We start from the raw sequence: 24,896 nt of genomic DNA on the forward strand, positions 1-24,896 counted from the left end.
CAAATAGAAGGGGTAGTATTTGTGGAAAAAATAGTAGAATTATCCACCAGGAATTACAGAAGAACCCTGGTTGTTTCTGATATTCATGGGGAGCTTGGACTGCTGCAGGAGCTTCTTGAAAAAACAAACTTCACGGCGGATGACTGCTTGATCATAAATGGAGATTTGTGTGAAAAGGGGAGCAGCAGCAGCGGAGTGATCCAATATGTCAGGGAACTTGCCGGCAGTCATCCTCATGTTTATGTGACAGAGGGCAATTGTGAGGCAATCATGGATCACCTCTTGGAGGAAAACCAGGAATTGATTGACTATCTGATTGCCAGGGAAAAGTCTTTATATAATGAGTGGCTTCTTGAACTGGGGTTCGTCCTCTCTAAGGATACCAGAATCAAAGATGTGAAAGAATTGCTGACTCTTCATTATTCAGAGGAAATAGACTGGATCACCTCACTTCCGACGGCCATTGAAACCGAGGATTTCATTTTTGTTCATGCCGGCATAGAGAATCGTGAGGATTGGAGGGAAACACCCCGCATAGCGGCTCTAACCATGCCGGAATTTCTTGGAGGAAGTCATATGTCAGAGAAGGTGGTTGTAGTAGGTCACTGGCCGGTGTCCAATTATCCGTTCGTCCAAACAGGACAGAATCCTTATATCGATAGAGAAAAGAAAATCATCGCCATTGACGGCGGTAATGTCCTGAAACAAACGGGTCAGCTGAATGCCTTGATCATTCAGTATCAGGACGGAGTTCCCCGATATTCGCATGCCTATGCAGACTCACTTCCAGCCATGGAGGTACAGGAAGATTTTCATGCCGACATCACCATGCAGGGTGCGGTCAAGTATCCGAACTATGACATGGAAATCCTCCGGAGGGGGAAGGATTTCACTCTCTGCCGCCAAGCCTCGAATGGCACAGAACTATACTTGAAAAATGAATATATCATTATGAGTGATGACGGCAACTGTACCGCCAGGACAGACGTAGCCTGCTGCCTGCTCAGTGTCAAAAAAGGGGATATCGTCTCAGTTGTGGATGAAAACTGTACTGGCTTTGTACTGATCAAAAAAGACGGCAGGGAAGGATGGGCCGCTGCCTCAAGCCTAAAAAAACATTCAATCGTTCTATAGAGGAGCAGGTCCGCCTGGAAAGGGTGCAGACATGAAGATAAGAGCCGTTTTCATAGACAGGGACGGGACGCTTGGAGGAGGCAGCGAGATTGAATATCCAGGGCAGTTCAAGATGTATCCTGGTGCAGGAGAGGCACTTCTGGCACTGAATGAAAGCGGGAGGAAGATATTCGCTTTTACGAACCAGCCCGGTATTTCCGCACGGCTGTCCACACAAGGGGCATTCAAGTCAGAGCTAATGGAATTTGGCTTTGACAAGGCTTATATCTGCCCCCATCAGCATGGGGATGGATGCCGCTGCCGGAAACCCGGGGCTGGTATTCTCCTGCGTGCAGCAGAAGAGTACAGCCTGCCCTTGGAAAGCTGTGCGGTGATCGGGGACAGATGGACGGATATGCTCCCAGCCCGGCAGGCAGGCAATTCAGGCATCCTGGTAAAGACAGGGGCGGGTGCTTCTTCACTCGCCAAATACAAAAACCGGGAATATACCGGAGAGTGGGCATTTGTGCATGCCGGGTATATCGCTGTAGACCTGGAAGACGCCGTTCAGTGGATTTTGACTAAATAGGAGGAGCTGTCATGGATTTTGAATTTCTGGATCAGCTGAATAAGATAAAAGGCGATGAAATCGATTTGATTGTTGAAAAAAGGCTGCAGGGGGACCCGAAGCGCAGCTGGGTGCCTACTTATTTTTATCACATCGTGAAGTCAGGTTCCGATATCCCGATCGGCAAGATCGACCTCAGGATCGGCTTTAATGAAAATACCTATTATGGAGGCAATATCGGCTACTCGGTCAAGGAGGAGTACAGGGGCCATCATTATGCAGGAAAAGCGTGCCTGCTCATCAAACAGGCAGCCATTGCCCACGGACTGGACAAGGTTATCATCACCTGCAACCCGGATAACATCCCTTCCCGGAAAACCTGTGAATATATCGGGGCCAGATTGATAGAAATCGTCCCGCTTCCGCCGTACAATGAACAATATTTACGGGGAGAAAAGGAAAAATGCGTTTTTGAATGGAGTTTTTAACTGTATCCAAGATTGAGAGATTGTAAGTGGATTTAAATGAATAAAGGAGTGTCAAACGTGTCAAAGGCATCAACTAAAACATTCTCTGTACCGTCTTTCCTGCAATCCGGCTGCGAAAACTGCTTTGGCCTTTGCTGTACGGCCCTGCCCTTTGCAAAGTCAGCTGATTTTGCCTTCGATAAAAACAGCGGAACTCCGTGTCCGAATCTGGACGAGGAGTATCGCTGCCGAATCCATCGGAATTTAAGGGAGGAGGGTTTCCGGGGCTGTACAGTATATGAATGCTTCGGGGCTGGGCAGAAGGTTTCTGAAGTCATTTTCAAGGGGGAAAGCTGGATAGATCAACCGCAGGTGTCAGGGCTGATGTTTGATGTGTTTCCTGTGGTTCAGCACCTGCATGAAATGCTTCTATACCTTCATGAAGCGAGGGGTCTTTCAGTTACCCTCCCCATTCACAGGGAGCTGGATGCAGCCATGGAAAAGACAGAGGAATTGACAAGAATGGAACCGGCTGACATTGTGGGGCTGGACCTTCAAAGTCACCGTTCCCTGATTAATGATTTGCTGCTGCAGACGAGCGAATGGGTCCGGAAAGGGCGTTCTACGGCTGCGAGCGGCAAAAAGAAAAGACGGAAGGGGATGGAATGGATCGGTGCAGATTTAAGAGAGGCTGACCTTCAGGGTTCTGACTTGCGGGGAGCTTTTTTGATTGCGGCTAATTTGAGGGGAGCCAATCTGCGCTATACAGATCTGATAGGAGCTGATCTGCGGGATGCCGACATCAGCGGTGCGGACTTGCAGGGGGCCATTTTCCTGACGCAGGTTCAGGTTAATTCAGCGAAGGGCGACCGTCATACAAAACTGCCCCGCGCGTTCCGGATTCCGGCACACTGGAGAACTTCATGAGAAGGGGAAGACTTCTATGAACAATAAGATCCAGGCCGTATTCATTGATCGGGATGGCACCATCGGAGGAAACGGCCATTTTATCCATCCAAACGGGTTCGAGCTTTACCCCTTCAGCAAAGCAGCCTTCGAGCTCCTGAATCAGCATGGAATCAGGATGTTTGCCTATACCAATCAGCACAGGATATCGCGCGGGGAGGCGCTGGCGGATGAATTCAGGCGGGAATTCCATTCCTATGGGTTCCATGATGCCTTTATCTGTCCACACAGTTCCGATGAGAATTGTGCCTGCAAGAAACCCCTGCCCGGTCTTTTGCATGAGGCAGCTGATAAGCATGGGCTTGACCTGTCAAAAACAGTAGTTATCGGAGATACAGGATCCACCGACATGCTGGCCGCCCATGCAGCGGGCTCAGGCAAGGTGCTTGTCCAGACGGGCTGGGGCATGGGCTCGCTCGGGGAATACCGTCATACCTGGCAGGAAACAGAGCCGGATTATATTGCAAAAGACCTCCTGGAGGCAGTCCGGTGGGTCATAGACAGGAGAGGACCTTTTTTTGGGAAGTATTAAATTAAAGCTCTACGAAGAAAAGTATAAAAAGGCATTGGGGGAATTTGACCTCCCGGAAGAGCAGGGACAGTTCACCGGAATGCCTGCAGATTATGAGGAAGCCGCCGAAGGTCAGAACCGGGTTGTCATTGTAAACGGTGAGGAGCCGGTTGGTTTTTTCCTGCTGCATTCTTCCGAAAGAGTATTTGAATACAGCAGCAATGAGAGTGCCATGCTGCTGACGGCATTTTCCATTAATTACGTTTATCAGGGCAAGGGATATGCCAAAAGGAGTCTGCTGCAGCTCCCCGGCTTTGTGAAGGAGCATTTCCCCTCCTGTAATGAAATCACTCTGGGCGTGAATCACCGTAATGAAGCAGCACAAAGTCTCTATAATAGAACAGGTTTTGAAGACACTGGAAGAAGGAAGATAGGGAAAAGAGGTGAACAATGGATCATGAGGCTTACGGTGTAACCCGGCTGCCCTCTCCCTGTGGAGAGGGCGTTTTTTTAGGCCGGCGGCCGGAGCTTTTTGATTGCTGTCTTTATATCCTGATATACCTTGATATGAGACAGATCTTCAGTATGTTTAACCAACCTGATGGCTGCTTCAGGCGAGATGCCGGAAAGTACGAGCTCTGTGCCAAGCAGGCTGAGCCATTTTTGTAGGGATCCAATATGATGGGCAAACCGGCTGTTGGATGCAGCGATTCCCGATAAATCGAGCAGGAGGTATTGATCTCTGTTAAAAGTATGATGATTGGAAAGAGTGGAATAAAGTATGTCCACGCGCCGGTCTGATAGAGTTCCGATCAGGGGAATGACAGATATTCCATCCTCGATCGGCACAATGGGAGTAGAGAGTTCTTCAATTTCCTCGAGTGCCGCTCGAAGTTCATCCTGATAGCTGACTTCCTTGGTAATATCTTTTTGGACACCGACAAAATAATATTTCTGTTCGCTTTCATTATAAACGGGATCAATGGTTAATTGATTATAAAAGATTTCACCGTTTTTACGGTAATTCAGCAGATTGAGTGAAGCTGATTTATAATCCTTCAAAGCATTCCGGATAAGTTCAACATCGGAATCCTTAGTCATGGAACCCTGAAGGAATCTGCAGTTTTTCCCGACTACATCTTCAAAATCATACCCTGTTATGCGGCAGAATCCTTCATTCACATAAATGATGGGATTATCAGGAAGATCCGGGTCTGTAATGACAATTCCTGTCTGTGAGGCATCCAGGGCCGAATGCAGAAGAGCCAGGTTTTGGTACGCAGAAGAGTGCTGATGGCTTAACAAATTATCACCCCTAAATCATTAGCTATATATCGACCTTACCATAAACGTATAAAGAAAACGATAAATTTGACATAAGCTCTCCTTGGAAGGGCAGGTGTTCCACATCACAGTTCGATGCCGGGAAGATCTCGTAAAAGTCTGCAAAAAAGAAAAAACCAGCATCGGCTCTCAGCCGGAGCGACGCTGGTTTTCATTATGAAAGCTCAGTTTGTTTTTTCCTGTCCGTTTGGATATATACAAGGCTTCATCTGCAGAGCGGATATGCTTGATCGGGTCTTCGTCAGTCTTTGGCCAAAGTGCTGCACCGATACTGCAGCCCACAAAGACAGGCTTTTTATCCTGAAGGTAAAAAGGCTGGCAGAGCCTGCTGATGATTGCTTCTGCTGTCAGAGCTCCCTCCTTGATGGGTTCTTCTTCTGAGCAGGAGAGTACCACAAGAAATTCATCTCCGCCAAGCCGGAAGACAGCGTCTTCCCCGGAAATACAATCGATCAGCCTTTCGGCAGCAAGCTTCAGCAGAAGGTCGCCGGTATGGTGGCCAAATACATCATTAACCTGTTTGAATTCGTCCAAATCAAGATATAGGAATAAAATTTCCCTCCTGCCTTCGATGGCCAGGTGCCTGGCTTTTTCCAAGTATGTATCGAGTGCGATCCGGTTGCGGAGCCCTGTCAATGCATCATGATGGGCAAGGGTCTCCATCCGTCCGAGCTCTGTTTCAGCCTGGGTCATCGTTTTGACCAGTCTGTCGAGCGATGATGAGAGGATGCTCATTTCTCTTATCCCCCTGAAAAGGGGGATATCCACTTTTTTTCCTGCCTGAAGCTGATTGGCGGCATCGGAAATTCTGAGGAGCGGCCTTGTGATGAAGCTGGTCAAAAAGAAACTGATGAGGCCAAAAAGCAGGGAGGCAGCCAATCCCATTTTAAGCAGGGAAGCCTGGAGCTCCTTGACTGGCAGGAATGCTTTTTCCTCCGGAATCCTCACCAGAACCGACCAGCCTAGGCCCGCATAGTCCTTGTAGCCGTCTCCATAGGCATAGCCGGTCAGGTATCTTTTCCCATCAGGCCATTCTTCCACACTCCAGTTATTCAAACCTTTTTGCGCCGTTGTAACGGCATCAATGTTCAGCGGTTTCCCGACCATGACTTTCGGGCCCAGGATAATGGTATTATTCGTTTTGCTTACCACGAAAATTTCTGCTTCTTTCATTTCTTCCTTGTAAGGTTTAACAATATCCTCCTGAACCTCCCGGGACCACTGCCAGCTTAAATGGGCTGCCAGTACTCCTCTCAGTTCACCGCCGCTCCCCACAACAGGCTTCGCGATATCGACGAATTGCAGCGGTTCGCCTGTCGGATTTGGCAGTTTTTGGGCCAGGAGGACGGCATCATGCACATCTCCTATAAATTTTCCTTTTATGCCTTCCTGATAGACCGGACGCTTGGAAATATCGACACCGGTAAGGATATCTCCGGTGGAAGCGGTCACCTTGCCATCACTATCCGTTAAGCCCACCCAGGAAAAGGCAGGGAAGCTTGCCTTTAGCTGATCCAGCTGCTTTTTGATTCGGGCGGGATCCTCAAAATCCCGGATGTCCGCAAGCTCGCTGATTATTTCAATTTCTCCTGCACGGGACCACATAAAGAAATCCAGCTTGTCTCCCATCTGATAAGCAGCGGCAGACAACGTATTACCGATCTCCGCCTTAACCTTTTCCCCGGAATGCCGGCCGATTGTGAACGCAAGCACACCGGCTAGCCCTAATATTACAATAGTAATAATAAAGGCGACAAATGTCCGTAATCTAATATTCAATGATGTTTCCTCCTAAAGTCCTGGTTACGAAATCCATTATACAAGACTTATATCCTATAAGTATATCGGCAAATTAAATAAGCTGTTTATAGTAATGAGGTAAATAATACTTTGCTTAAGTGCAGGTTTAAGAAGAGAGAAAAGGCAAATTGTGTAAAATTATACAAGGGTTGTACAAAAAACAGGAACGTAATAGGGAAGGCGTGAAAAAACAGCGGGAATGAATATTTTTTGATATATAAGGATAAAGAACTTTCTGGTAAAATTTAGTGAAGGGAGAGTGGTGTCTTGACAAAGAAAAAATGGTATACCCTTATTTTTCTGCTTAGTGCCATATTAGTCATTGCCTTTTTTAAAACTGGAAAAACGGTGTCCAAAGCAACCAGGCCACCCGTGGAAGACCGGCAGAAGTCCAAGGCTGCAGCTGTTGAGCTGAGCAAGAACATCAGGGACCTGCAGAATCTCGGAGAAAATAGAATATCCTTTACGAAAACAAGCACTATCATATCAGGCAGCGGAATCAATAACATTTTCTACAGCATTTGCGAATATTACAATGAGAGCAGACAGGATTATCATTATGGTATACAAATACAGGAGAAAGATTTGACAGATGATCAGAAAAAATTAAGAATCGAACCGTACAGCATCCTTAAGCTTTCAGCAGGGGCACTGCCGGATAAAGAGGCTGATGCCTTTAAGCTGAATGCTTCGTCTCCAGTGTTCATATCACAGTCCGGTTCCAACCTTAAAGACGGGCTCTACTACTTATTCTCCAGCAAAAAACCATTAACAGCCGCTGACTTCCAGCTGGAATTCATCTTTACCGACAGGGGAGCCCCCGCGGATGGAAAAACATACCGTTATATCACAAACGAAAAAAAGAGCCTTATCACTGACTAAAAGTCCGTAATCAATTGGGAATTGGGAGACTGTCCCCCATGTTTCACTTTCATGCCTTTAGGTTATATACATCAATATAGCTATCATTAAGAGGTGATGTAAATGGCACGAAGAGTAGGGAAAGTAAAAAACGTTAACAATAGGAGTCTATTTTTAAGAGGAATTTTGCTGGGCGGGATTGCCGGTACTCTATTGACTTTGTTTGATTCAAGAACCCGTAAGCAGACGGTGGATATGCTGGCACAGGTGAAGGATAATCATTCTGAAGTAAAAGACCAGATGGCAGACAAGCTGACGGAAGCTGCCATGAAGGTGCAGCATGCACTCGAAGAAACACAGGATGTGTACAATAATGCAAGCTCACAAAGATTTCAATAATGGTTTCACAGAAAGGCCGGGTCATTATGATTCGGCCTGAGATTGTAGACAGACCCCTTTTTTCAAAAAGAGGGCTTTGTTCCTTTTTTAGTTCCTAATTTGGTTGATTCCCTATGGCAAAGGCACTATATATTTGATAAGTTAGCAATTATAAAAAATGGTTATCGACTTTGTCGACAGCCTGAAGTGGCTACCTATGATGGGTAGCCATTTTTTAGTAGAGACAACAAATTTCTTTTATAAAATCAAATAAAAAGCTAGTTTAACGAAATTTAATCCTTGCCTATTCATATGATTGTTTAAATATCTTTCGATAATTTTCTACTCATCCTGGTCGTGTGTCGCCATTTCAAATTCCATAGAGGATCATCTATAAAAAGAAGGAAAAAGTGTATGGCTCATGCAATCTTTCAAAATCCAACAGAACATAATATAAAGACTAACTGATGGGACGGACTTAGGTAAATGGCTTCGTTAAACCTTAAATTAATCCTCACCACTAACATTCGATAACATAATAAATTCCTGGACCGCTGGAAAGATGCGCAAGTATTTCTAAACAGCATTATAGTAGCTGTTCCTCGTGTTTGCGAATTTTATTTTTAATCCTTAGCCGTCCGATATTGTTCTAAAGAAACAAGTAGTGAACTCATATTTTTATTTTCCCTCTAAGTAATTTATAGCCATACTCTAATGTATGCCATATCCGAAAGGATGCGTAAAAAAGAGCACAATAACCACTTCTTCAATACGGTTGAAAGTTTATCCGACTTATTAGGTAAATTAAAGAAGTAAGAACTCATTGGCCAATTTTTATAAGGGATGAGTATGGTACATCTTTGCCTAAAAGAGAACCATCGGAACAAATAGGAACCCCTAGAGAAGAGGCAAAGCTGGTGGTATGGGTCATCAAGGGAGCAAAGGAAATCGACCCTATCTGATGAGACACGGTTTTTGCCCTCATATTAGAAAGAAAGATGGTCTAAATGAGCCATCTTTTTTTTCTGAACGTAATAAAGAACTATAGATGGGATGAAAAGAAATATTTAAAAGGTGAAAAGCAAAAAATTAAAACCGGCTGGGTGTATGATAAAATACGATAAAAATAGTTAGAAAATTCTAAAAAATAGCATAAATTTTAAATCAACAAAAGAATAAATTGAAACCGCTTTCATTTACTTTTTAATAAGATTCAAATAGGAGGAGAAATGATTGTCTGAATTGCTTATTGTGGATAACGACCAAATGGCAAGGCAAGAGATATGTTCTATTTTGAGGGACAGTAAATATCATTTTCTGAACATTTATGAATCAAGTACCGTTCAAAGAGGATCGCTGCTTCTAAAGCAAAGTCAGCCAAGTGCACTAATTATGGATTTATCGTTACCTGATATGGATGGTATTCATTTTGGGAGGACGGCTCTTCAACTATATCCAACTTTGCCGATTATTGTTATCACCCAGTTGAAAATGTTTGATTTAGTTCAAAAAGCGATGAACTCAGGTTTTTCTGCTTTTTTATTGAAACCGCTCTCAAAGAATGAACTCATTGAAACGTTTGACAGGGTCCTTCCTCCTGAAATCAGCACTCAGGTCCATTATGGGATTAATAATACCTCTGGTGAGTTTGTAACAGATTTAAAAAATCCTATCGAGAGTGCCATCCAGTACATTCAACTGAACTATGGGGAACCATTAACTTTGAAGAGTATTTCCAATAGGGTTTACCTTAGTCAATCCTATTTCAGCCGGCTATTTAAGGAAGAAACGGGAATGACCTTTATTGAGTATGTAACGTTCGTTAGGGTTCAAAAAGCGAAAGGTATGCTTCGCTTATCGTCACTGCCAATTGAAGTAATTGCGAATAATACGGGCTTTGCCAATTCAAGCTATTTTGCTACAGCCTTCAAAAAATTAGTGGGAAAAACGCCGACCGAGTATCGGGAACAATTTCATTGGGACTCTGGGGTGACAATTACAAGCTAATAGGGAGGTGAACTGATGATGGAGATTTACAAGGAGTTACAAAGATGTAAACGTAACGGACTAAGAGGCATAATAGGGACAATTATTTCGACCAAAGGTTCCACCTATCAAAAAAGCGGAGCTAAATGCTTTATCAGTGAAGATGGAATCTTAACAGGCTTATTAAGCGGTGGCTGTGTGGAAGGGGACTTAAAGGAATATATCCAAGAAATTTTAGCTACGGGGGTTCCTAGGATCATTCAGTATGATTTTCAAGATGAGGGTGATCTCGTGTGGGGATTAGGTTTGGGCTGCAACGGAAAGCTGAACATTTTTTTGGAGCCTTATCTTCCATCTGATAGCAAAAGAAAGGCAGCTGTCATTGACCAATTTTTTTTATCAACACAAACGAAACCTCTCCACAGAATTACCATAGTAGATTCTAATGATATATCGTTGATTGGGACATCATGGGTTGTTGACCCCGAATCCGAAGAAATTCCGAACATTCCATTTCAAGAAATCCTTCAAGACTACAACGGTGTAAGGCTTACACATAAGAATTACCTATCCTTTGTAGGGGGAAAATTCAATCTCGAGGTCTTCTATGAATTTACTGAACCAGCCCCTAAACTTGTGGTATTTGGTGCCGGGCCAGATGCCATTCCATTGGTGCGGATAGCAAAAACATTAAATTGGCATGTTACCGTATTGGATTATAGAACGGCATTTGCTACAAAGGAGAAGTTTCCGGAAGCTGATATGCTAGTGGTATATCGTGCTGGAAAGGTTCCTGAAATAGACATCAATCAAAATTCCTATGTCGTCCTGATGACACACAACTTTATACAAGACCAGATCATTCTAGAAGGCATATTAAAAATGGATCCGTCCTATATAGGAGTGCTTGGGCCAAGAAAAAGAACAGATCAATTGATTAGGACAAGTGAGACTCTTGGTGCCAATACAAAGCTTCATCAAATTCATGGCCCGATCGGATTGGATTTGGGTTCAAAAACCCCTGAAGAAATTGCGTTAAGCATTTTAGCTGAAATCATGCTTGTTCACCGTGGTGGATCTGGTCATAAATTGAGCAAGGTGAAAGGCGGACCTCCATTGGGTGCTGAGAAGGAGCGTGAAGCCGTATCGATGCCGTGAACAATAAAATATGGGGCATTATTCTTGCAGCAGGATTCTCCAGGCGAATGGGAACTGCAAAGCTCCTGCTTCCCTTTAAAAGTAAATCCATATTGGGTCATGTGATAGAGCATGGTCTAAACTCGGGCTTATCCGGAATTTCGGTGGTAGTAAACCCTGATATTCCCGATCTATTAACGGAAGCAATGGTACCTGGTATACAAAAGGTTATTCTAAACGAAAAGGCCAGTGAGGGAATGTCTAGTTCCATAAAGCTAGGATTACTCTCCCTGCCTTCTGATACAACAGCCGCACTGTTCTTGCTCGGTGACATGCCGTTAATAACAACACGAGAAATTGATAGAGTCATACAAGATTATTCTAAACACACGGAATTACCGTTGATTGTTCAATCAAGCTATAAAAATCAAAAAGGACATCCGGTTTTATTTGATAGGCGCCTTTTTTCTGAACTGCACCTTGTAGATGGCGATGAAGGCGGTAAATCCATAATCAAAAAATATGAACACCAAGTGTATTATTCAAAAATGGAAATAAATTTGACGCCTGACATTGATACACAAACAGATTATCAGGAATTACTTCGGGAGGAGGTCAGTTAGATGAATAATGGTATTGGCAGCTCAGTAACCCGAGTAGAAGATGCAAGATTGCTAACCGGACAAGGGAAGTACATTGATGATATTGGTGTACCGCCAAACACAGCGCACGCAGCAATTGTTCGAAGTGCATACCCTCACGCCATCATAAAGTCGATTGACGTGTCAGAAGCCTTACTAGTTCCAGGAATTAAAGGAATTATAACTGGTAAAGAAGTTGAAGCGTACTTGAATCCCTTTAGCGTAGGTGTAAGTGCCCCTGTAAAATATTATCCCATCGCCATAGACAAAGTGCGGTATGTGGGAGAACCAGTTGCCGTAGTTATCGCAAAAAACAGGTATGTGGCAGAAGATGCAGCCGAACTGGTAAAGGTAAAATATGAACCGCTTGAAGCGATAGTTGATATAGAAAAGACCATTGAAGAAGATGCACCATTGCTTCATGAAAATGTAGGATCGAATATAGCAAACCATCGATCCTTTCATTACGGGGATGTAGACCGTGCTTTCAATGAGGCGGACCGAATCATTGCCCATAAATTCCATTTCCCAAAATATTCAGCTACTCCTGTCGAAACGTATGGGATTATTGCCGAATATGAACATAGTTCAGACAAGTACACCATTCATGCTAACTTTCACGGACCCTTCATCATTCAGTCTGTAATGGCAGGAGCATTAAGAATCCCTAGTAATAGACTCAGAATCATTGTCCCAAAAGATATCGGGGGAAGCTACGGAATTAAGGCAGGTACCTTTCCGTACATGGTTCTTTTAGCAGTGGCAAGCCGGATCGTTGGCTGTCCTGTCAAATGGATAGAAGACAGGCAAGAACATTTGTCAGCAAGCTCTAGTGGAACAGACAGGGTAACCTTTATTGAAGCCGCCGTAAAAGAGGATGGTAAAATCCTTGGTCTTAAGATGAAGATGCTGGATAATGTCGGAGCATATATTCGTGTTCCAGAACCAGCCTGCCTTTATCGAACCCATGCAAATACTACAGGAGCATATGATATTCCTAACTTGATGATCGATGGGTTTGTTGTCATGACAAATAAATTACCGACCGGGTTGATAAGGGGATATGGAGGCCAGGAACTCTATTTTCCATTGGAACGGATTGTTCAAATGATTGCTTTTAAACTTGATTTAGATCCGGCGGAAGTCATTCAAAGAAATTTAATAATGTCCGAACAATTTCCATACCAGACTGCGTCCGGCGGAATCTATGATAGCGGAGATTATGGGAGGGCGTTTCAACTTGCGTTAGATACCGGGAAGTATGAGGAATTCAGGAAAAAGCAGGCAGATGCCAGAAGACAGGGAAGGATTTTAGGTGTAGGCCTCGCTTGTATTGTTGAACCTTCAGGGTCGAATATGGGTTACATTACAATTGCTCTAACCCCAGAAGAAAGAGCAGCATCCCTGCCGAAATCTGGTTGCACGGAAGCGGCGACAGTTTCTATGGATCCTATGGGATATGTAAATGTGAGGATCAGTACTGCACCGACTGGCCAGGGCCATGAGACGGTCAGCGCCCAAATAGTTGCGGATGTTCTGCAAATTCCGACGGAACAAATTAATGTAGTAGCTGAGCTTGATACTTCAACAAGTCCTTGGTCCATTGCTTCCGGAAGTTATTCTAGTCGATTTGCCTCGCTTGGTTCTAGTGCAGTGTATCTGGCGGCCCAAAAAGTGAAGAAAAAACTATTAAAGATTGGTGCCCGTCATCTTCAGGTTCCTGAAGAGGATCTTGATATAGAGAATGCAGCCATTGTTTCAAAAAATGATTCTTCTATACGGTGGCCGTTAAAAAGAGCAGCCGGTTCAGCACATTGGAACCCATTATCTCTACCTGAGGGAATGGAACCCGGAATATATGAGACGTACTATTATACAGCTAAAATAGCAGAACCACCGGATGAAAATGATTTAATTAATTCCTCCATCACCTATGGATTTGTAGCAGATATGGTAACAGTTGAAATTGATGCAGAGACCGGTGAAATAAAGATCCTGGACTATATCACCATACATGATGCCGGTAAACTGTTAAATCCCTTAATTGTGGATGGGCAGATATATGGCGGCCTAGTCCATGGACTAGGCGGAGCGTTATACGAAGAACTTGCCTATGATGACAAAGGACAATTCCTAACAGGCACCTTTATGGATTATCTCTGTCCGACTGCACCGGAAATACCGAATATCACCATTAAGCACATTGAAACCCCATCGCCTGTTACTCCGCTTGGAGCAAAAGGGCTAGGAGAAGGAAATACAATGAGTGCACCCGCAGCGATTGCAAATGCGGTAAGTGACGCTTTAAAACCATTTGGTGTCACAATAGATTCTTTACCGTTAAGCCCAAATAAAATTTGGAAGCTGCTTTCGGAACAAAAGGTTCACAACACATAAACGAGGTGAGTATATGAATGGACAAGGAACGTTGAAATTGGATGCGGGAATTGAAAAGTCATGGGACGTACTGCTTGACCCGGAGGTATTGCAAAAATGCATCATGGGATGTAAAAAGCTGGAGTTAGAAGCTGAAAATAAGTATAACGCCGAGCTATCAATCGGGATTGCAGCTGTAAAAGGAAAATATGAATCTACGATTGAGATCGCCGATCTACAAAAACCCAAGCATTACAAGCTAATCGTCAAGGGCGAAGGCGGGCCAGGGAATGTCGAAGCTACAGGCATTATCGACCTTAGACCACTTAATGAGACCTCCACTGAACTCGCCTATTCATACGAGGCGGAAGTTGGAGGGAAGGTAGCGATGATTGGCCAAAGGATGCTGGGCGGTGTCGCTAAATTGATCATACAGGATTTTTTCAAGAAACTGGCCAATGAGTTAAAAAGAATTGAATCTAAAGCTTGAGAAAGAAGGGAGGATAGAATTTGAAACCTTCAAAATTTGAGTATTACCGTCCAAAGACTGTAGAATCCGCTCTTTCTTTGCTTGACGAGTCAGGGTTTGATGGGAAAATCCTCGCTGGAGGGCAGAGTTTGGTCCCCATCATGAATATGAGGCTTTCAACACCTGATTGTCTGATTGATATCAATCACATAAGCGATCTGGATTTTATAGAGTTTGAGAACGAAACAATAAAGATTGGAACGTTAACAAGACAAAGCCGTGTTGAAGCTTCTTCCCTCATAAAGGAAAAGAGCGGTCTTCTCGGCGAAGCCGTCCCGTTCATTGGGCATGTTCAGACAAGGAACAGGGGTACCTTTGGAGGCAGCTTAGTCCATGCGGATCCTAGCGCAGAAATTCCACTTTCTTTAATGGCTTCTGGTGGTTCCATACTAATCGCTTCTACGGAGGAGACAAGGAAGGTGGAGGTGGAGGATTTCTTCGTTACTTATTTGACGACAGACCTCATGCCAACTGAGCTTCTAACCGAGGTACATATTCCGGTTTGGGAAGGAAGGGTGGGTTATTCCTTTAACGAAATATCCCGCCGGCACGGTGATTTCGCCTTGGTTGCTGCAGCATGTCAGTTGGCTTTGGATGATCAGAATAAAATATCCAGAATCAGGCTTGCTTTGGGTGGCGTCGAAGCAGTGCCCCTTTTAGTAGAAGAGGCTAATAACATCATGTGTGGGGAACAGATTTCCGAGTCACTTCTCGAAAAGGTAGCTGATATTGTGGCAGATGCTGTAGATCCTGAATCGGATTTGCATGCTTCAGCGGACTATAGGAGACATCTCGCCGCAGTTTTGACGAAACGAACTCTTGAATCCGCTTACACACGCGCGAGGAGGTCAACTTAATGGGAGTTCATCAAGTGAGGCTTACCATAAATGGAAAGGCGGTTGTTGAGGAAGTTGAATCAAGAATCTTATTAACTGACTTCATCCGCGAGAATTGTGGACTTACGGGAACCCATGTAGGGTGTGAGCATGGTGTATGCGGTTCCTGTACAGTCATTGTAAATGGTTCAGCTGTACGAAGCTGTTTAATGTTTGCCGTACAGGCAGAAGGTCTCGAAATTCAGACCGTAGAAGGACTTAGCCCCAATGGAGAGCTTAGCTCGCTGCAAAAAAACTTTAAAGAGTGCCATGGATTACAATGTGGTTTTTGTACGCCTGGAATCTTAATGTCTACTTCCGACTATCTGTCAAAAAACCCTGAACCAACCACCAAAGAATTAAAAGAAATGCTTTCCGGCCATCTCTGCAGGTGTACAGGATATGATGGCATTTTAAAAGCCATCGAAAAAACAGTTAAGGAAAATAAAGAGACGATCTCTTAGAAGGGAGTTGAATCTATGAACCTATCAACCATGTTTGCATTTGTGGTTGAACGATATCCAAACCGGATCGCTTTAGTGGAAGGTGAAAAGAGATACACGTATAACCAGCTTAATAAAGAAAGTATTAAGGTTGCGGCCTCTTTACAACGTATGGGGATCAAACAGCATGACCGCGTGATACTTGTTTTAAAAAACAGATTAGAAAACATCGTGCTATACTGGGCTATTCAAAAGCTCGGAGCAGTATATACTCCTATTAACCATAGACTGTCGGCCAAAGAAGTGGAGTATTGTGTCAACGACGCAGAATCAAAAGCAGTCGTTTATGAAAGAGGCAGCCAGGATGCCGTTCTAAATGCAGCCTTTGAAGGAAATCCTATTTTAATAGGGTTAGGTGCTGTAGAGGGTGCTGATATCTATTATCAGGAGCTCGTTGATAGAAGCCCAGGCAGCTTTAATGAACCGGTTATCCATGATGAGGACATCGCATTGATGCTTTATACTTCAGGAACAACCGGCCTGCCTAAGGGTGTGCCAAGAAGCCATAAGAATGAGTACTCCGCAGCGATTGCCCATATTATCCAAAATCAATATACAGACAGGGAAAGTACATTGGGCACCATGCCTCTATACCACACCATGGGGATGCGGTCTCTACTTTCAATCGCTTTCTTGAATGGAAAATATGTTGTCCTGCCGGATTTCGATGCAAAGGAGGCACTTGAATTACTAAGTAAAGAAGAAATTACATCCCTTTATTTAGTTCCCACCCTGTATCACGACATATTAAGCCACAAGGACTTTGAAAACTACCCGTTAGACAAACTTGAAAAAATCGGATATGCGGGGGCATCCATGACAACGGCGCTAACTGAAAGATGTATGAATCGATTTAAGCCAAAAGTGTTCGTGAACCATTACGGAAGCACTGAAATCTATACGTTTACCATTTGTCCATATGTCCACCAAAAACCAGGGTGTGCCGGCAAACCCGGCCTCCACCAAAACGTCCGGCTTGTTAAGGCTGACGCTGAAGGAAATTCACTGCCACACCATAAGGTTGGTAAGGGAGAAATTGGGGAAATCATCATAAATCTTGATTCTAATGAGGCATTTAAGGGCTATTGGAATAAACCACTTGCTACCCAAAAGGCCATACGTGAAGGATGGTACTTCACTGGTGATCTGGGTGTGGTCGATGATGATGGAGACTTGTTTGTGGTCGGAAGAGTCGATGACATGATCATCTCTGGGGGAGAGAACATTCATCCGCTGGAAGTAGAAGATGTCCTTTCTAAGCATCCTAAGGTTTCGGAGGTTGCCGTTGTCGGGGAAGAGGATGACCGCTGGGGACAGATCGTGGCTGCATTTATCGTGCCATCCGATCCAAGCATCACTGTACAGGAGCTTGATGAATATTGCAAAAGCAACGCAAAACTATCCAATTTCAAAAGACCGCGAAATTACGTGTTCTTAAAACAAATCCCAAAAAGTCCAGTCGGCAAGATTCTTCGCCGGAAGATAAGAGATGGAGAAATTGAATTATATTTTAGTGGAAATAAAATAGTAGGGTAATACGAAAGGGGAATTCCAAATGGAAACTGCAACAAAATACGATCATATCAGAGTTGAAAAAAACAGTGAGAAACAAATCGCTACCATTATTTTTGACCGTCCTGAAAAAATGAACTATATCAGTATGACTGCCCGGGGACAGTTTTCAAAAATCTTCGATGAATTAAATATGGATGAAAATGTAAGGGTTATCATTGTTAAAGGCGAAGGGGATAAAGCCTTCAGCGCGGGAGGAAGCATCCCTCAATTTATGGAAGCCCATCCAGAAGAGCTATCACGCTTAAGAGTTAATGTTGCAGCACCAGAACGTTCACCTAAACCTGTAATTGCCCAGCTCCAGGGTTTTACCTTCGGGGTTGGCTTCGAAATCGCCATGGCATGTGATTTCAGGATTGCTGCAGATGATACACTTCTTGGTCTCCCTGAAATGAATTTAGGGATGATACCAGGCAGCGGGGGAACCCAGCGCGTGGCAAAAGCAGTCGGTCTGACGAGAGCCAAAGATATGATTATGAGGGCGAGAAGGATCCCTGCTGAGGAAGGGTATCAGTGGGGATTGCTGACAAAAGTAGTTGCGAAAGATCAACTGGAAGCCGAAGTCCTTCAATTGGCTGAAGAGTTGACAAGATTTTCACCATTAGCCCAGCGTGTATGTAAAGAAGTGTTAAACGCTGCGGAAGAAGGACCCCTAAGCACGGGCCTAGAAATAGAGGGCAGGGCGTATGGAATGCTTAGAAGCACGGAGGATTTCAAAGAGGGTGTGGCTGCATTCATAGAAAAGCGGAAACCAGTCTTTACGGGGAAATAATCACACAAATGTACCCCCGCAATATGCTGCGGGGGGTAATATCCTGAATATTCGAGGACGAATTTCGGTCTTTTAAGTTGGAAAAATTATGAATTATCTAATAAAAGAGTGGAGGGATCACGTATGTCAAACTCAGTCCAAACAGATGTCGTTACAAATCTAGCTATTCAAAAGGGCAAGAACCGACAATTGATGTCAGCAACTATGGCATCACTATTGGGATGGTCCTTCGACCTGTATGATCTCTTTATTCTTTTGTATGTAACCCCCACTATTGGAGCGTTATTCTTTCCTAGCAGCAACCCGACACTCTCCCTGGCTGCGGTTTACGCTTCTTTTGCGGTTACATTACTTATGAGACCGCTCGGATCTGCTATTTTCGGTTCCTATGCAGATAAAAACGGAAGAAAAAAAGCGATGACAGTCGCCATAGTGGGTGTCGGATTGAGTACCGCGGTCTTTGGACTCTTACCAACCGTACCCCAAATTGGCGTATTCGCTACGATAATCTTCTTGCTTCTTCGTCTTTGCCAGGGCATATTTGTCGGAGGTGTCGTTGCCTCTACTCATACCATCGGAACTGAATCTGCACCTCCAAAGTTAAGGGGTTTAATGTCAGGCCTCATAGGAGGTGGCGGAGCAGGATTAGGAGCTTTATTCGCCTCAATCTCATTCACCATCATATCGGCCATATTTCCTGGTGAAGCTTTTGGTGAATGGGGATGGAGAGTAATGTTTTTCACAGGTCTAATAGGTGCTATCGCTGGCCTCTTTGTCTTCCGAACTCTAGATGAATCACCTTTATGGAAACAGCTCCAAGAGGAGAAAAAAAATAAACCAAAGAATCAAACAATCGAACAAAAACCAGTTAAGACCTTGTTTACAACTTATATAAAAGTTTTATTGGTCAATCTCATGATCGTGATTGGCGGCGGAGCCGGTTATTATCTCACGGCGGGTTTCATTCCTACCTTCCTAACAATCATTAACGATGTATCGCCGGCCACAAAGTCAGGAATCCTCATTGCCTCAAGCATCGTGACTATTATTTCAGCCTTATTAGTTGGACATTTAAGCGAAATAATCGGAAGGAAGAAGACTTTTCTCGGGATAGGATTGTTAAACGTCGTAGGGCTTCCATTCTTTTACCTTCAATTAGCCGATGCATCAACTACTTCTTCCATATATCTCTATACCGCGTGTGTAGTGTTTTTAGGAAATGCTGCATATGCTCCCGTCTTGATTTTTCTAAATGAACGTTTCCCAACTTCCATTCGATCAACTGGTACCGGACTTTCCTGGAATATGGGCTTTGCAGTGGGCGGCATGATGCCGACATTTGTCACATTAGCAAGCGGGTCAGTTCAAAACATTCCACATACTCTGATGTATTTCTTCATCGGTATTTATCTGATTTATATTATTGGAAGCGTTATCATACCGGAGACCAAAGGGAATTTAAAATAGGATTTGATTGTAGGGATCAGGAACTATAGTTCCTGCCCTTGCCTTTTTTATAGTAGATATCAAGTTTAGGAGGAGAAAAATGACTACAACGGTAGATAAGAAAATACCGGTTTACTACAACTATATCGGTGGAGAATGGGTCGAGTCTTCATCCAATGAAATGATTGAGTCGTACAATCCGGCAACAGGTGAACTGGTTAGCTATTCCCAAAAATCCAACTTGAGAGATGTGAAGGAAACAATTGAATCCGTGCACCAAACTTATCTCGACAGTGATTGGTCGGTGAACCCAAAGCGCCGCTACGAAGCCCTAATTGGTTTAGCTCAGAAAATGACAGATAAAATGGAAGAACTGTCTCAAATCTTAACACGGGAACAAGGGAAAACCATCCGTGAATCACGGATAGAGATCTCCGGCTGTATTGATACTTTAAAATATTTTGCGGGTGCTGCCCGTACAGTTTTTGGACGTTCCATTCAACTAGAGCCAAATAATCTTGGAGTAATCGTAAAAGAACCAATTGGCGTTGTGGGAATTATCTCTCCATGGAACTGGCCGGCTCTTTTAATGATCCGGGAACTTGCCCCGGCTCTTGCAGCTGGTAACGGTGTCATTGTAAAACCCGCAAGCTTAACTCCGTCAGTGTCAGTGGAAATATTCAAACTGATAGACGAGGTTTCTGAATTTCCTAAAGGGATTGTAAGCATCATCACCGGACCTGGCAGCTCGATTGGAGCCGCCATGGCGACGAGCGAAACGATTGATATGATCAGTTTCACTGGAGATACCTCAACAGGAAAAGCGATCATGGGAATGGGCGCAACCAATATTAAAAAGATTGCTTTGGAGCTTGGAGGCAAGTCACCGAATGTTGTATTTGCAGATGCAAACCTTGATAAAGCCATTCCAGTCATCGGAAAATCTATTTTCATTTCCGCAGGCCAAATTTGCATGGCAGGGTCAAGAGTGTTAATACATGAGTCGATTAAAGATGAAGTGGTAGCTCGGTTGAAGGAATATGCAGAAGGGCTCCAGGTTGGGAACGGCATAATGGAACATGCAGATATGGGACCTCTTTCTTCAGAGAACCAGCTTGAAATTGTGCAGAAATATTGTGAGATTGGCAGACAGGAAGGCAGAATCATTACAGGCGGCTACCAATTGACCGGAGAGGACTATGACAGGGGATATTTTTTCAGCCCGACAATCATTGATGAACTTCCCGCCAGCTGCCGAGTGGTACAAGAAGAAATCTTCGGGCCTGTGCTTGTTGTGCAAACTTTCTCGACGGATGAAGAAGCGTTGCAATTAGCGAATGACAGCGACTTCGGTCTGGCCGCTGGTGTCTGGACATCGGATTTAAACCGGGCAATGAAAATGTCGAGGGGGATTAAGGCGGGTACTGTCTGGATTAATACGTACAATAAGAATTTTCCGGAAGCCGAATTTGGAGGCTACAAACAGAGCGGTTTAGGCCGCACAAGAGGGATAGATGGATTAATGGAATATTGTGAAACAAAACACGTTCACATAGAAACTGATTAAGAAGGGGGAAAACCAGGTGAGTATAAGCGGCATACAGAAAGCGGCAGAAGTTGAATTCTCTTTTCATCTCCCGACTTTAATTGAGTTTGGGATTGGTAAAGCTTCGCTTCTTGGAGAGATGCTTCTCAAATTGGGAATCAAGAACGTGTTTTTGGTTAGTGATAAGGGAGTAGAATCTGCCGGGATCCTGCAAAAATTAACAGAGACCCTGCAAGCATCGAACATTCATGCAACAACCTATTTAGAAGTTGAGCCTGATCCAGGTTTGGAGACCATAAACCGGGGGGCCGAAGTGTTCCTATCATCTGATTATGATTGCATCGTAGCAGTAGGTGGTGGAAGTGCTATTGATACGGCGAAAGGAATACGGATCGTTGCCAGCAACGGCGGAAGCATCGGTGATTATGCCGGTATTGATAAAATACGAACCACTCCTTCGACTCCGCTGGTAGCAATACCTACTACCTCAGGAACCGGCAGTGAAGTAACCATATTCGGGGTTTACTCCGATTGGTTGAAAAATGTTAAGGTGACTGTTACTAGTCAGCATATGGCACCAACCATAGCCCTAGTCGACCCACAACTAACGATCAATTTACCACGGACAATGACTGCCGCGTCAGGTATAGATGCACTCGCACACGGAATAGAATCCTATTTCTCTATAAGGTCGCGGCCCGCATCGGCGGCTCTGTCACTAGAAGCGATAGGAATAGTGGCTGCGCATCTCCGCCGCTCGGTAAAAAACGGGAAGGATGAAGAGGCGAGGTGTGGAATGTCCCATGGAAGCTTGCTCGCGGGTATGGCTTTTAACAATGGTTTTCTTGGTTTAGCCCATGCCATTGGAAGCGCCCTTTCAGGGCATTGTCACGTTCCTCATGGAGTCGCTATCGGTTTATTGCTTCCGCATGTGGTTGAATTTAATTCATCTATGCGTCCCGATAAAGCTTCTAAAATCGCAGAACTATTAGGCGAGAAGGCAGACAATGAAGAACAATTGGCAGTAAGGGCTTCTTATGCTGTAGCCAAGTTGGTTGAAGATATCGGTCTTCCAACCCGGCTAAGGGATGTCAATGTACCCGAGGAAAAGCTGACTTTTATCGCAAGGGATTCTTTTCAAAGCGGGATGATGAAGTTCAACCCGCGCAGAGCCTCTGAATCAGAAGTGCTTGAGCTATTAAAGCGCGTTTATTAATATCACCATTAAAAATTGGGAGGTATCGTTAATGAGTGAAGAATTGATTACGGGTCTTGATAGAAGTACGGCTGAAGTCGCCTGGAATTTATATCGAAAGGCGATTCGATTTGGAACATGGGATCCCGCTTCCATTGATTTAGAACAAGATAAAAAAGATTTTGAAACCCTTGATGAGGACTTGAAGGATTATCTGATCCATTTCTGTACAGGATTTTTAGATGCAGAAGAAAACGTTGCTTTAAAATTTTGTCCCTGGATCATGCTTGGAGCAAGCACAGAGGAGCAAGCATTTCTCAGCACTCAGCTATTGGAGGAATTTAAGCATACAGAGTTTTTTATGCGTTATTTTAGTGAAGTATTGGGTCGTGAGCGTATTCCAGGTGTGAAAAACCTAGTTCAACAGAAGCTGGATGATCGTGCCAGGCAGATGCTTGACGCTTTGGATGCAGGACAGGAAGAACGCGAAGCGGCGCTTGTGGAAGGATTGACTCATTACCAGGGAATCATTGAAGGAGTCCAGGCAATGTCGGGTTATGATGTCTTTGAAGCTGTTTACGGCAGCAAAGGATTGTTCCCGGGACTGGCAGAAGGATTTGCAAGAATTAAAGAGGATGAGGGACGACATGTCGGTTTTGGTCTGCGCATGTTAAAACTATTGGCCAGAAATCCCAAACATGCAGTAAGAATCCGGGCGATTTACGATGAATACCTCCCATTTATCCTTATTCGTTACGATCAGGAGGTTATAGTCGATGGCCGTGTTGTTCCAACTCCCCCTGAAGTGAGGGGACGTGAGCGGTTGACTAAGTTATTCGATAGACGTCTGAAAGATATTTTTGGAAGTTTGGTGAACAATTAAGGAGGTAATTTCATGAGAGCAAAATCACTCCGCACCTGGCTTGAGTACCTCCAAAATACCGACAGGCTGGCGGTCATCGATAAAAATGTCAGTCTGCAATTTGAAGTTGCTGCACTTACAAAAAAGCTGGACGGTAAACAAGCTGCCTATTTTACTAATGTTGAAGACTATGAGATTCCTGTCGTATCAGGAATTTGTTCAACTCGAGAGCAATTTGCGGAAGCACTTGAAACAGACCAATATGAAATACTCTCAAAATTTACTGAAGCAGTCTCTTCCCCTGTTAAATGCCGTTATGTAAAAAACGAGGATGCTCCGGTTAAAGAAAACATCATTTTGGAAGAGATTGATTTGGCGGCATTTCCTATACCCATCCACCATGAAAAGGATTCAGGCAAGTATATTACGGCCGGACTTTTTATCGTACGCGACCCTATTACCAGAAAACAAAATGTTTCCATTCACCGTCTCCAGGTTTCCGGAAAGGATAAATTAGGGGTATTGCTCTTGCCGCGCCACACTTACCATTTATTCAAACAAGCTGAAGAGGCTGGCAGAGCTCTTGAGTGTGCAATTGCCATAGGAGTCGATCCCGTGACACTCCTTGCTTCACAAGCCAGTACACCCTTTGGTGTAGATGAGTTGGAAATTGCAAGTGCACTCCTTAATGAACCACTTGAATTAGTCAGATGTGAAACGGTGGACATTGATGTTCCAGCTTATACTGAGATTGTGCTAGAAGGCAAAATTCTGCCTAAAGTTCGTGAACCGGAAGGGCCATTTGGTGAATTTCCAAAATATTATGGTCCAAGAGGTGATAAGGAAGTCGTACAGCTAACAGGTATTACGCACAGGAACAATCCTATTTTTTATACGATTGTTCCTGCTGGATATGAACATTTGCTCTTAGGAGGCATCCCGCGTGAAGCGAGCATGATTCAGAGCATACGTCAAACGGTTCCTTCCGTAAAGGCTGTTCATATGAGCCCAGGAGGAACATGCCGATACCATGCGGTCATTTCCATCAAGAAGCGTAATGAAGGCGAGGGGAAAAATGCAATTATTGCGGCCTTGTCCAACAGCTTCGATATAAAACACGTAGTCGTAGTCGATGAAGAGGTCGATGTATTTAATATGGAAGAAGTAGAATGGGCCATCGCCACACGTTTTCAGGCGGCAGAGGATTTAGTCGTGATTAATGGTGCACAAGGGTCAAAATTAGATCCATCCACCAATGACGGATATGGATCTAAAGTTGGGTTTGATTGTACAGTCCCTTTAGGAAGCGAGCCTATGCGGTATAAACGAATTCACATACCGGGTTTTGAAGAAATGGACATTAATGACTATATAAACAAAGAATATTCGGGATTAAAAGCCCAGCATTTAGAAAAGGAGAATTAGTTTATGACTTGTAACCGATTGGG

Annotated in this window: 24 protein-coding genes; 22 read left to right on the top strand and 2 right to left on the bottom strand. The window is 44.1% G+C overall.

All coding sequences use genetic code 11. The features are described from left to right. Window positions 1-21: 21 nt before the first annotated feature. The 6 genes from V1501_RS08540 to V1501_RS08565 are packed head-to-tail and all read left to right on the top strand — an operon-like array spanning window position 22 to window position 4,100. Window positions 22-1,134 (top strand): metallophosphoesterase, encoded by a 1,113-nt coding sequence (locus V1501_RS08540; protein ID WP_409292588.1) that lies wholly within the window; start codon window positions 22-24, stop codon window positions 1,132-1,134. Window positions 1,135-1,165: 31 nt separating this feature from the next. After that, complete coding sequence (locus V1501_RS08545) at window positions 1,166-1,702, top strand: HAD-IIIA family hydrolase (protein ID WP_409292590.1); 537 nt, start codon at window positions 1,166-1,168, stop codon at window positions 1,700-1,702. Between the two features lie 11 nt (window positions 1,703-1,713). Beyond that, window positions 1,714-2,169 (top strand): GNAT family N-acetyltransferase, encoded by a 456-nt coding sequence (locus tag V1501_RS08550; protein WP_409292591.1) that lies wholly within the window; start codon window positions 1,714-1,716, stop codon window positions 2,167-2,169. Window positions 2,170-2,226: 57 nt separating this feature from the next. Continuing rightward, window positions 2,227-3,075 (top strand): pentapeptide repeat-containing protein, encoded by an 849-nt coding sequence (locus V1501_RS08555; protein WP_409292592.1) that lies wholly within the window; start codon window positions 2,227-2,229, stop codon window positions 3,073-3,075. Window positions 3,076-3,091: 16 nt separating this feature from the next. After that, window positions 3,092-3,646 carry an HAD-IIIA family hydrolase gene (locus V1501_RS08560; RefSeq protein ID WP_409292594.1) on the top strand — a complete coding sequence of 185 codons (555 nt, stop codon included), beginning with the start codon at window positions 3,092-3,094 and terminating at the stop codon, window positions 3,644-3,646. Then, window positions 3,633-4,100 (top strand): GNAT family N-acetyltransferase, encoded by a 468-nt coding sequence (locus tag V1501_RS08565; protein ID WP_409292595.1) that lies wholly within the window; start codon window positions 3,633-3,635, stop codon window positions 4,098-4,100. Before V1501_RS08560 ends, V1501_RS08565 begins: the two co-directional genes overlap by 14 nt. Before the next feature lie 35 nt (window positions 4,101-4,135). Here V1501_RS08565 and V1501_RS08570 read toward each other — a convergent pair whose 3' ends face one another. Both V1501_RS08570 and V1501_RS08575 read right to left on the bottom strand, forming a co-directional pair. Continuing rightward, window positions 4,136-4,930, bottom strand: coding sequence for a PAS domain-containing protein (locus V1501_RS08570; RefSeq protein ID WP_409292596.1), 795 nt, complete (start codon window positions 4,928-4,930; stop codon window positions 4,136-4,138). 168 nt (window positions 4,931-5,098) lie between these two features. Beyond that, on the bottom strand, window positions 5,099-6,748 hold the full coding sequence (locus V1501_RS08575; protein ID WP_409292598.1) for a diguanylate cyclase domain-containing protein: 1,650 nt from the start codon (window positions 6,746-6,748) through the stop codon (window positions 5,099-5,101). Between the two features lie 288 nt (window positions 6,749-7,036). On the opposite strand from V1501_RS08575, the gene V1501_RS08580 reads away from it, so the two are divergent. The 16 genes from V1501_RS08580 (at window position 7,037) to V1501_RS08655 (ending at window position 24,873) form a co-directional block, all read left to right on the top strand. Continuing rightward, entirely contained in the window at window positions 7,037-7,651 is a 615-nt protein-coding gene (locus tag V1501_RS08580) for a hypothetical protein (protein ID WP_409292599.1), read from the top strand. Window positions 7,652-7,753: 102 nt separating this feature from the next. Further along, window positions 7,754-8,029 carry a hypothetical protein gene (locus V1501_RS08585; protein ID WP_409292600.1) on the top strand — a complete coding sequence of 92 codons (276 nt, stop codon included), beginning with the start codon at window positions 7,754-7,756 and terminating at the stop codon, window positions 8,027-8,029. Between the two features lie 1,212 nt (window positions 8,030-9,241). After that, the gene (locus V1501_RS08590; RefSeq protein ID WP_409292602.1) at window positions 9,242-10,015 is read left to right on the top strand and encodes a helix-turn-helix domain-containing protein; all 774 of its coding nucleotides are present in this window, start codon (window positions 9,242-9,244) and stop codon (window positions 10,013-10,015) included. Window positions 10,016-10,030: 15 nt separating this feature from the next. Next, window positions 10,031-11,152: an XdhC family protein gene (locus V1501_RS08595; protein WP_409292603.1), complete on the top strand. Its 1,122-nt coding sequence runs from the start codon at window positions 10,031-10,033 to the stop codon at window positions 11,150-11,152. Continuing rightward, complete coding sequence (locus tag V1501_RS08600) at window positions 11,149-11,754, top strand: NTP transferase domain-containing protein (protein ID WP_409292605.1); 606 nt, start codon at window positions 11,149-11,151, stop codon at window positions 11,752-11,754. Before V1501_RS08595 ends, V1501_RS08600 begins: the two co-directional genes overlap by 4 nt. Beyond that, window positions 11,755-14,169, top strand: a complete 2,415-nt coding sequence (locus V1501_RS08605; RefSeq protein WP_409292606.1) for a xanthine dehydrogenase family protein molybdopterin-binding subunit — start codon at window positions 11,755-11,757, stop codon at window positions 14,167-14,169. 13 nt (window positions 14,170-14,182) lie between these two features. Continuing rightward, window positions 14,183-14,638 (top strand): SRPBCC family protein, encoded by a 456-nt coding sequence (locus V1501_RS08610; protein WP_409292608.1) that lies wholly within the window; start codon window positions 14,183-14,185, stop codon window positions 14,636-14,638. Window positions 14,639-14,658: 20 nt separating this feature from the next. Next, window positions 14,659-15,534 carry an FAD binding domain-containing protein gene (locus V1501_RS08615; protein WP_409292609.1) on the top strand — a complete coding sequence of 292 codons (876 nt, stop codon included), beginning with the start codon at window positions 14,659-14,661 and terminating at the stop codon, window positions 15,532-15,534. Beyond that, window positions 15,534-16,016: a (2Fe-2S)-binding protein gene (locus V1501_RS08620; RefSeq protein WP_409292611.1), complete on the top strand. Its 483-nt coding sequence runs from the start codon at window positions 15,534-15,536 to the stop codon at window positions 16,014-16,016. The genes V1501_RS08615 and V1501_RS08620 overlap by 1 nt, the downstream gene beginning before the upstream one ends. Before the next feature lie 15 nt (window positions 16,017-16,031). Next, window positions 16,032-17,591 carry an AMP-binding protein gene (locus tag V1501_RS08625; RefSeq protein WP_409292613.1) on the top strand — a complete coding sequence of 520 codons (1,560 nt, stop codon included), beginning with the start codon at window positions 16,032-16,034 and terminating at the stop codon, window positions 17,589-17,591. Between the two features lie 19 nt (window positions 17,592-17,610). After that, window positions 17,611-18,399, top strand: a complete 789-nt coding sequence (locus tag V1501_RS08630) for an enoyl-CoA hydratase/isomerase family protein (protein ID WP_409292615.1) — start codon at window positions 17,611-17,613, stop codon at window positions 18,397-18,399. A 123-nt stretch (window positions 18,400-18,522) separates the two neighbouring features. Further along, window positions 18,523-19,866 carry an MFS transporter gene (locus V1501_RS08635; RefSeq protein ID WP_409292616.1) on the top strand — a complete coding sequence of 448 codons (1,344 nt, stop codon included), beginning with the start codon at window positions 18,523-18,525 and terminating at the stop codon, window positions 19,864-19,866. A gap of 79 nt (window positions 19,867-19,945) precedes the next feature. Beyond that, window positions 19,946-21,412 carry an aldehyde dehydrogenase family protein gene (locus V1501_RS08640; RefSeq protein WP_409292619.1) on the top strand — a complete coding sequence of 489 codons (1,467 nt, stop codon included), beginning with the start codon at window positions 19,946-19,948 and terminating at the stop codon, window positions 21,410-21,412. A gap of 16 nt (window positions 21,413-21,428) precedes the next feature. Continuing rightward, window positions 21,429-22,607, top strand: a complete 1,179-nt coding sequence (locus V1501_RS08645) for an iron-containing alcohol dehydrogenase (protein WP_409292620.1) — start codon at window positions 21,429-21,431, stop codon at window positions 22,605-22,607. 31 nt (window positions 22,608-22,638) lie between these two features. Further along, window positions 22,639-23,469, top strand: coding sequence for a R2-like ligand-binding oxidase (locus V1501_RS08650; RefSeq protein ID WP_409292621.1), 831 nt, complete (start codon window positions 22,639-22,641; stop codon window positions 23,467-23,469). A 12-nt stretch (window positions 23,470-23,481) separates the two neighbouring features. Then, complete coding sequence (locus V1501_RS08655) at window positions 23,482-24,873, top strand: UbiD family decarboxylase (protein ID WP_409292623.1); 1,392 nt, start codon at window positions 23,482-23,484, stop codon at window positions 24,871-24,873. The last annotated feature ends 23 nt before the right edge of the window (window positions 24,874-24,896 follow it).

Origin of the sequence: Paraperibacillus esterisolvens, assembly GCF_046237625.1 — a bacterium.
Taxonomy (GTDB): domain Bacteria; phylum Bacillota; class Bacilli; order Bacillales; family DSM-1321; genus Paraperibacillus; species Paraperibacillus esterisolvens.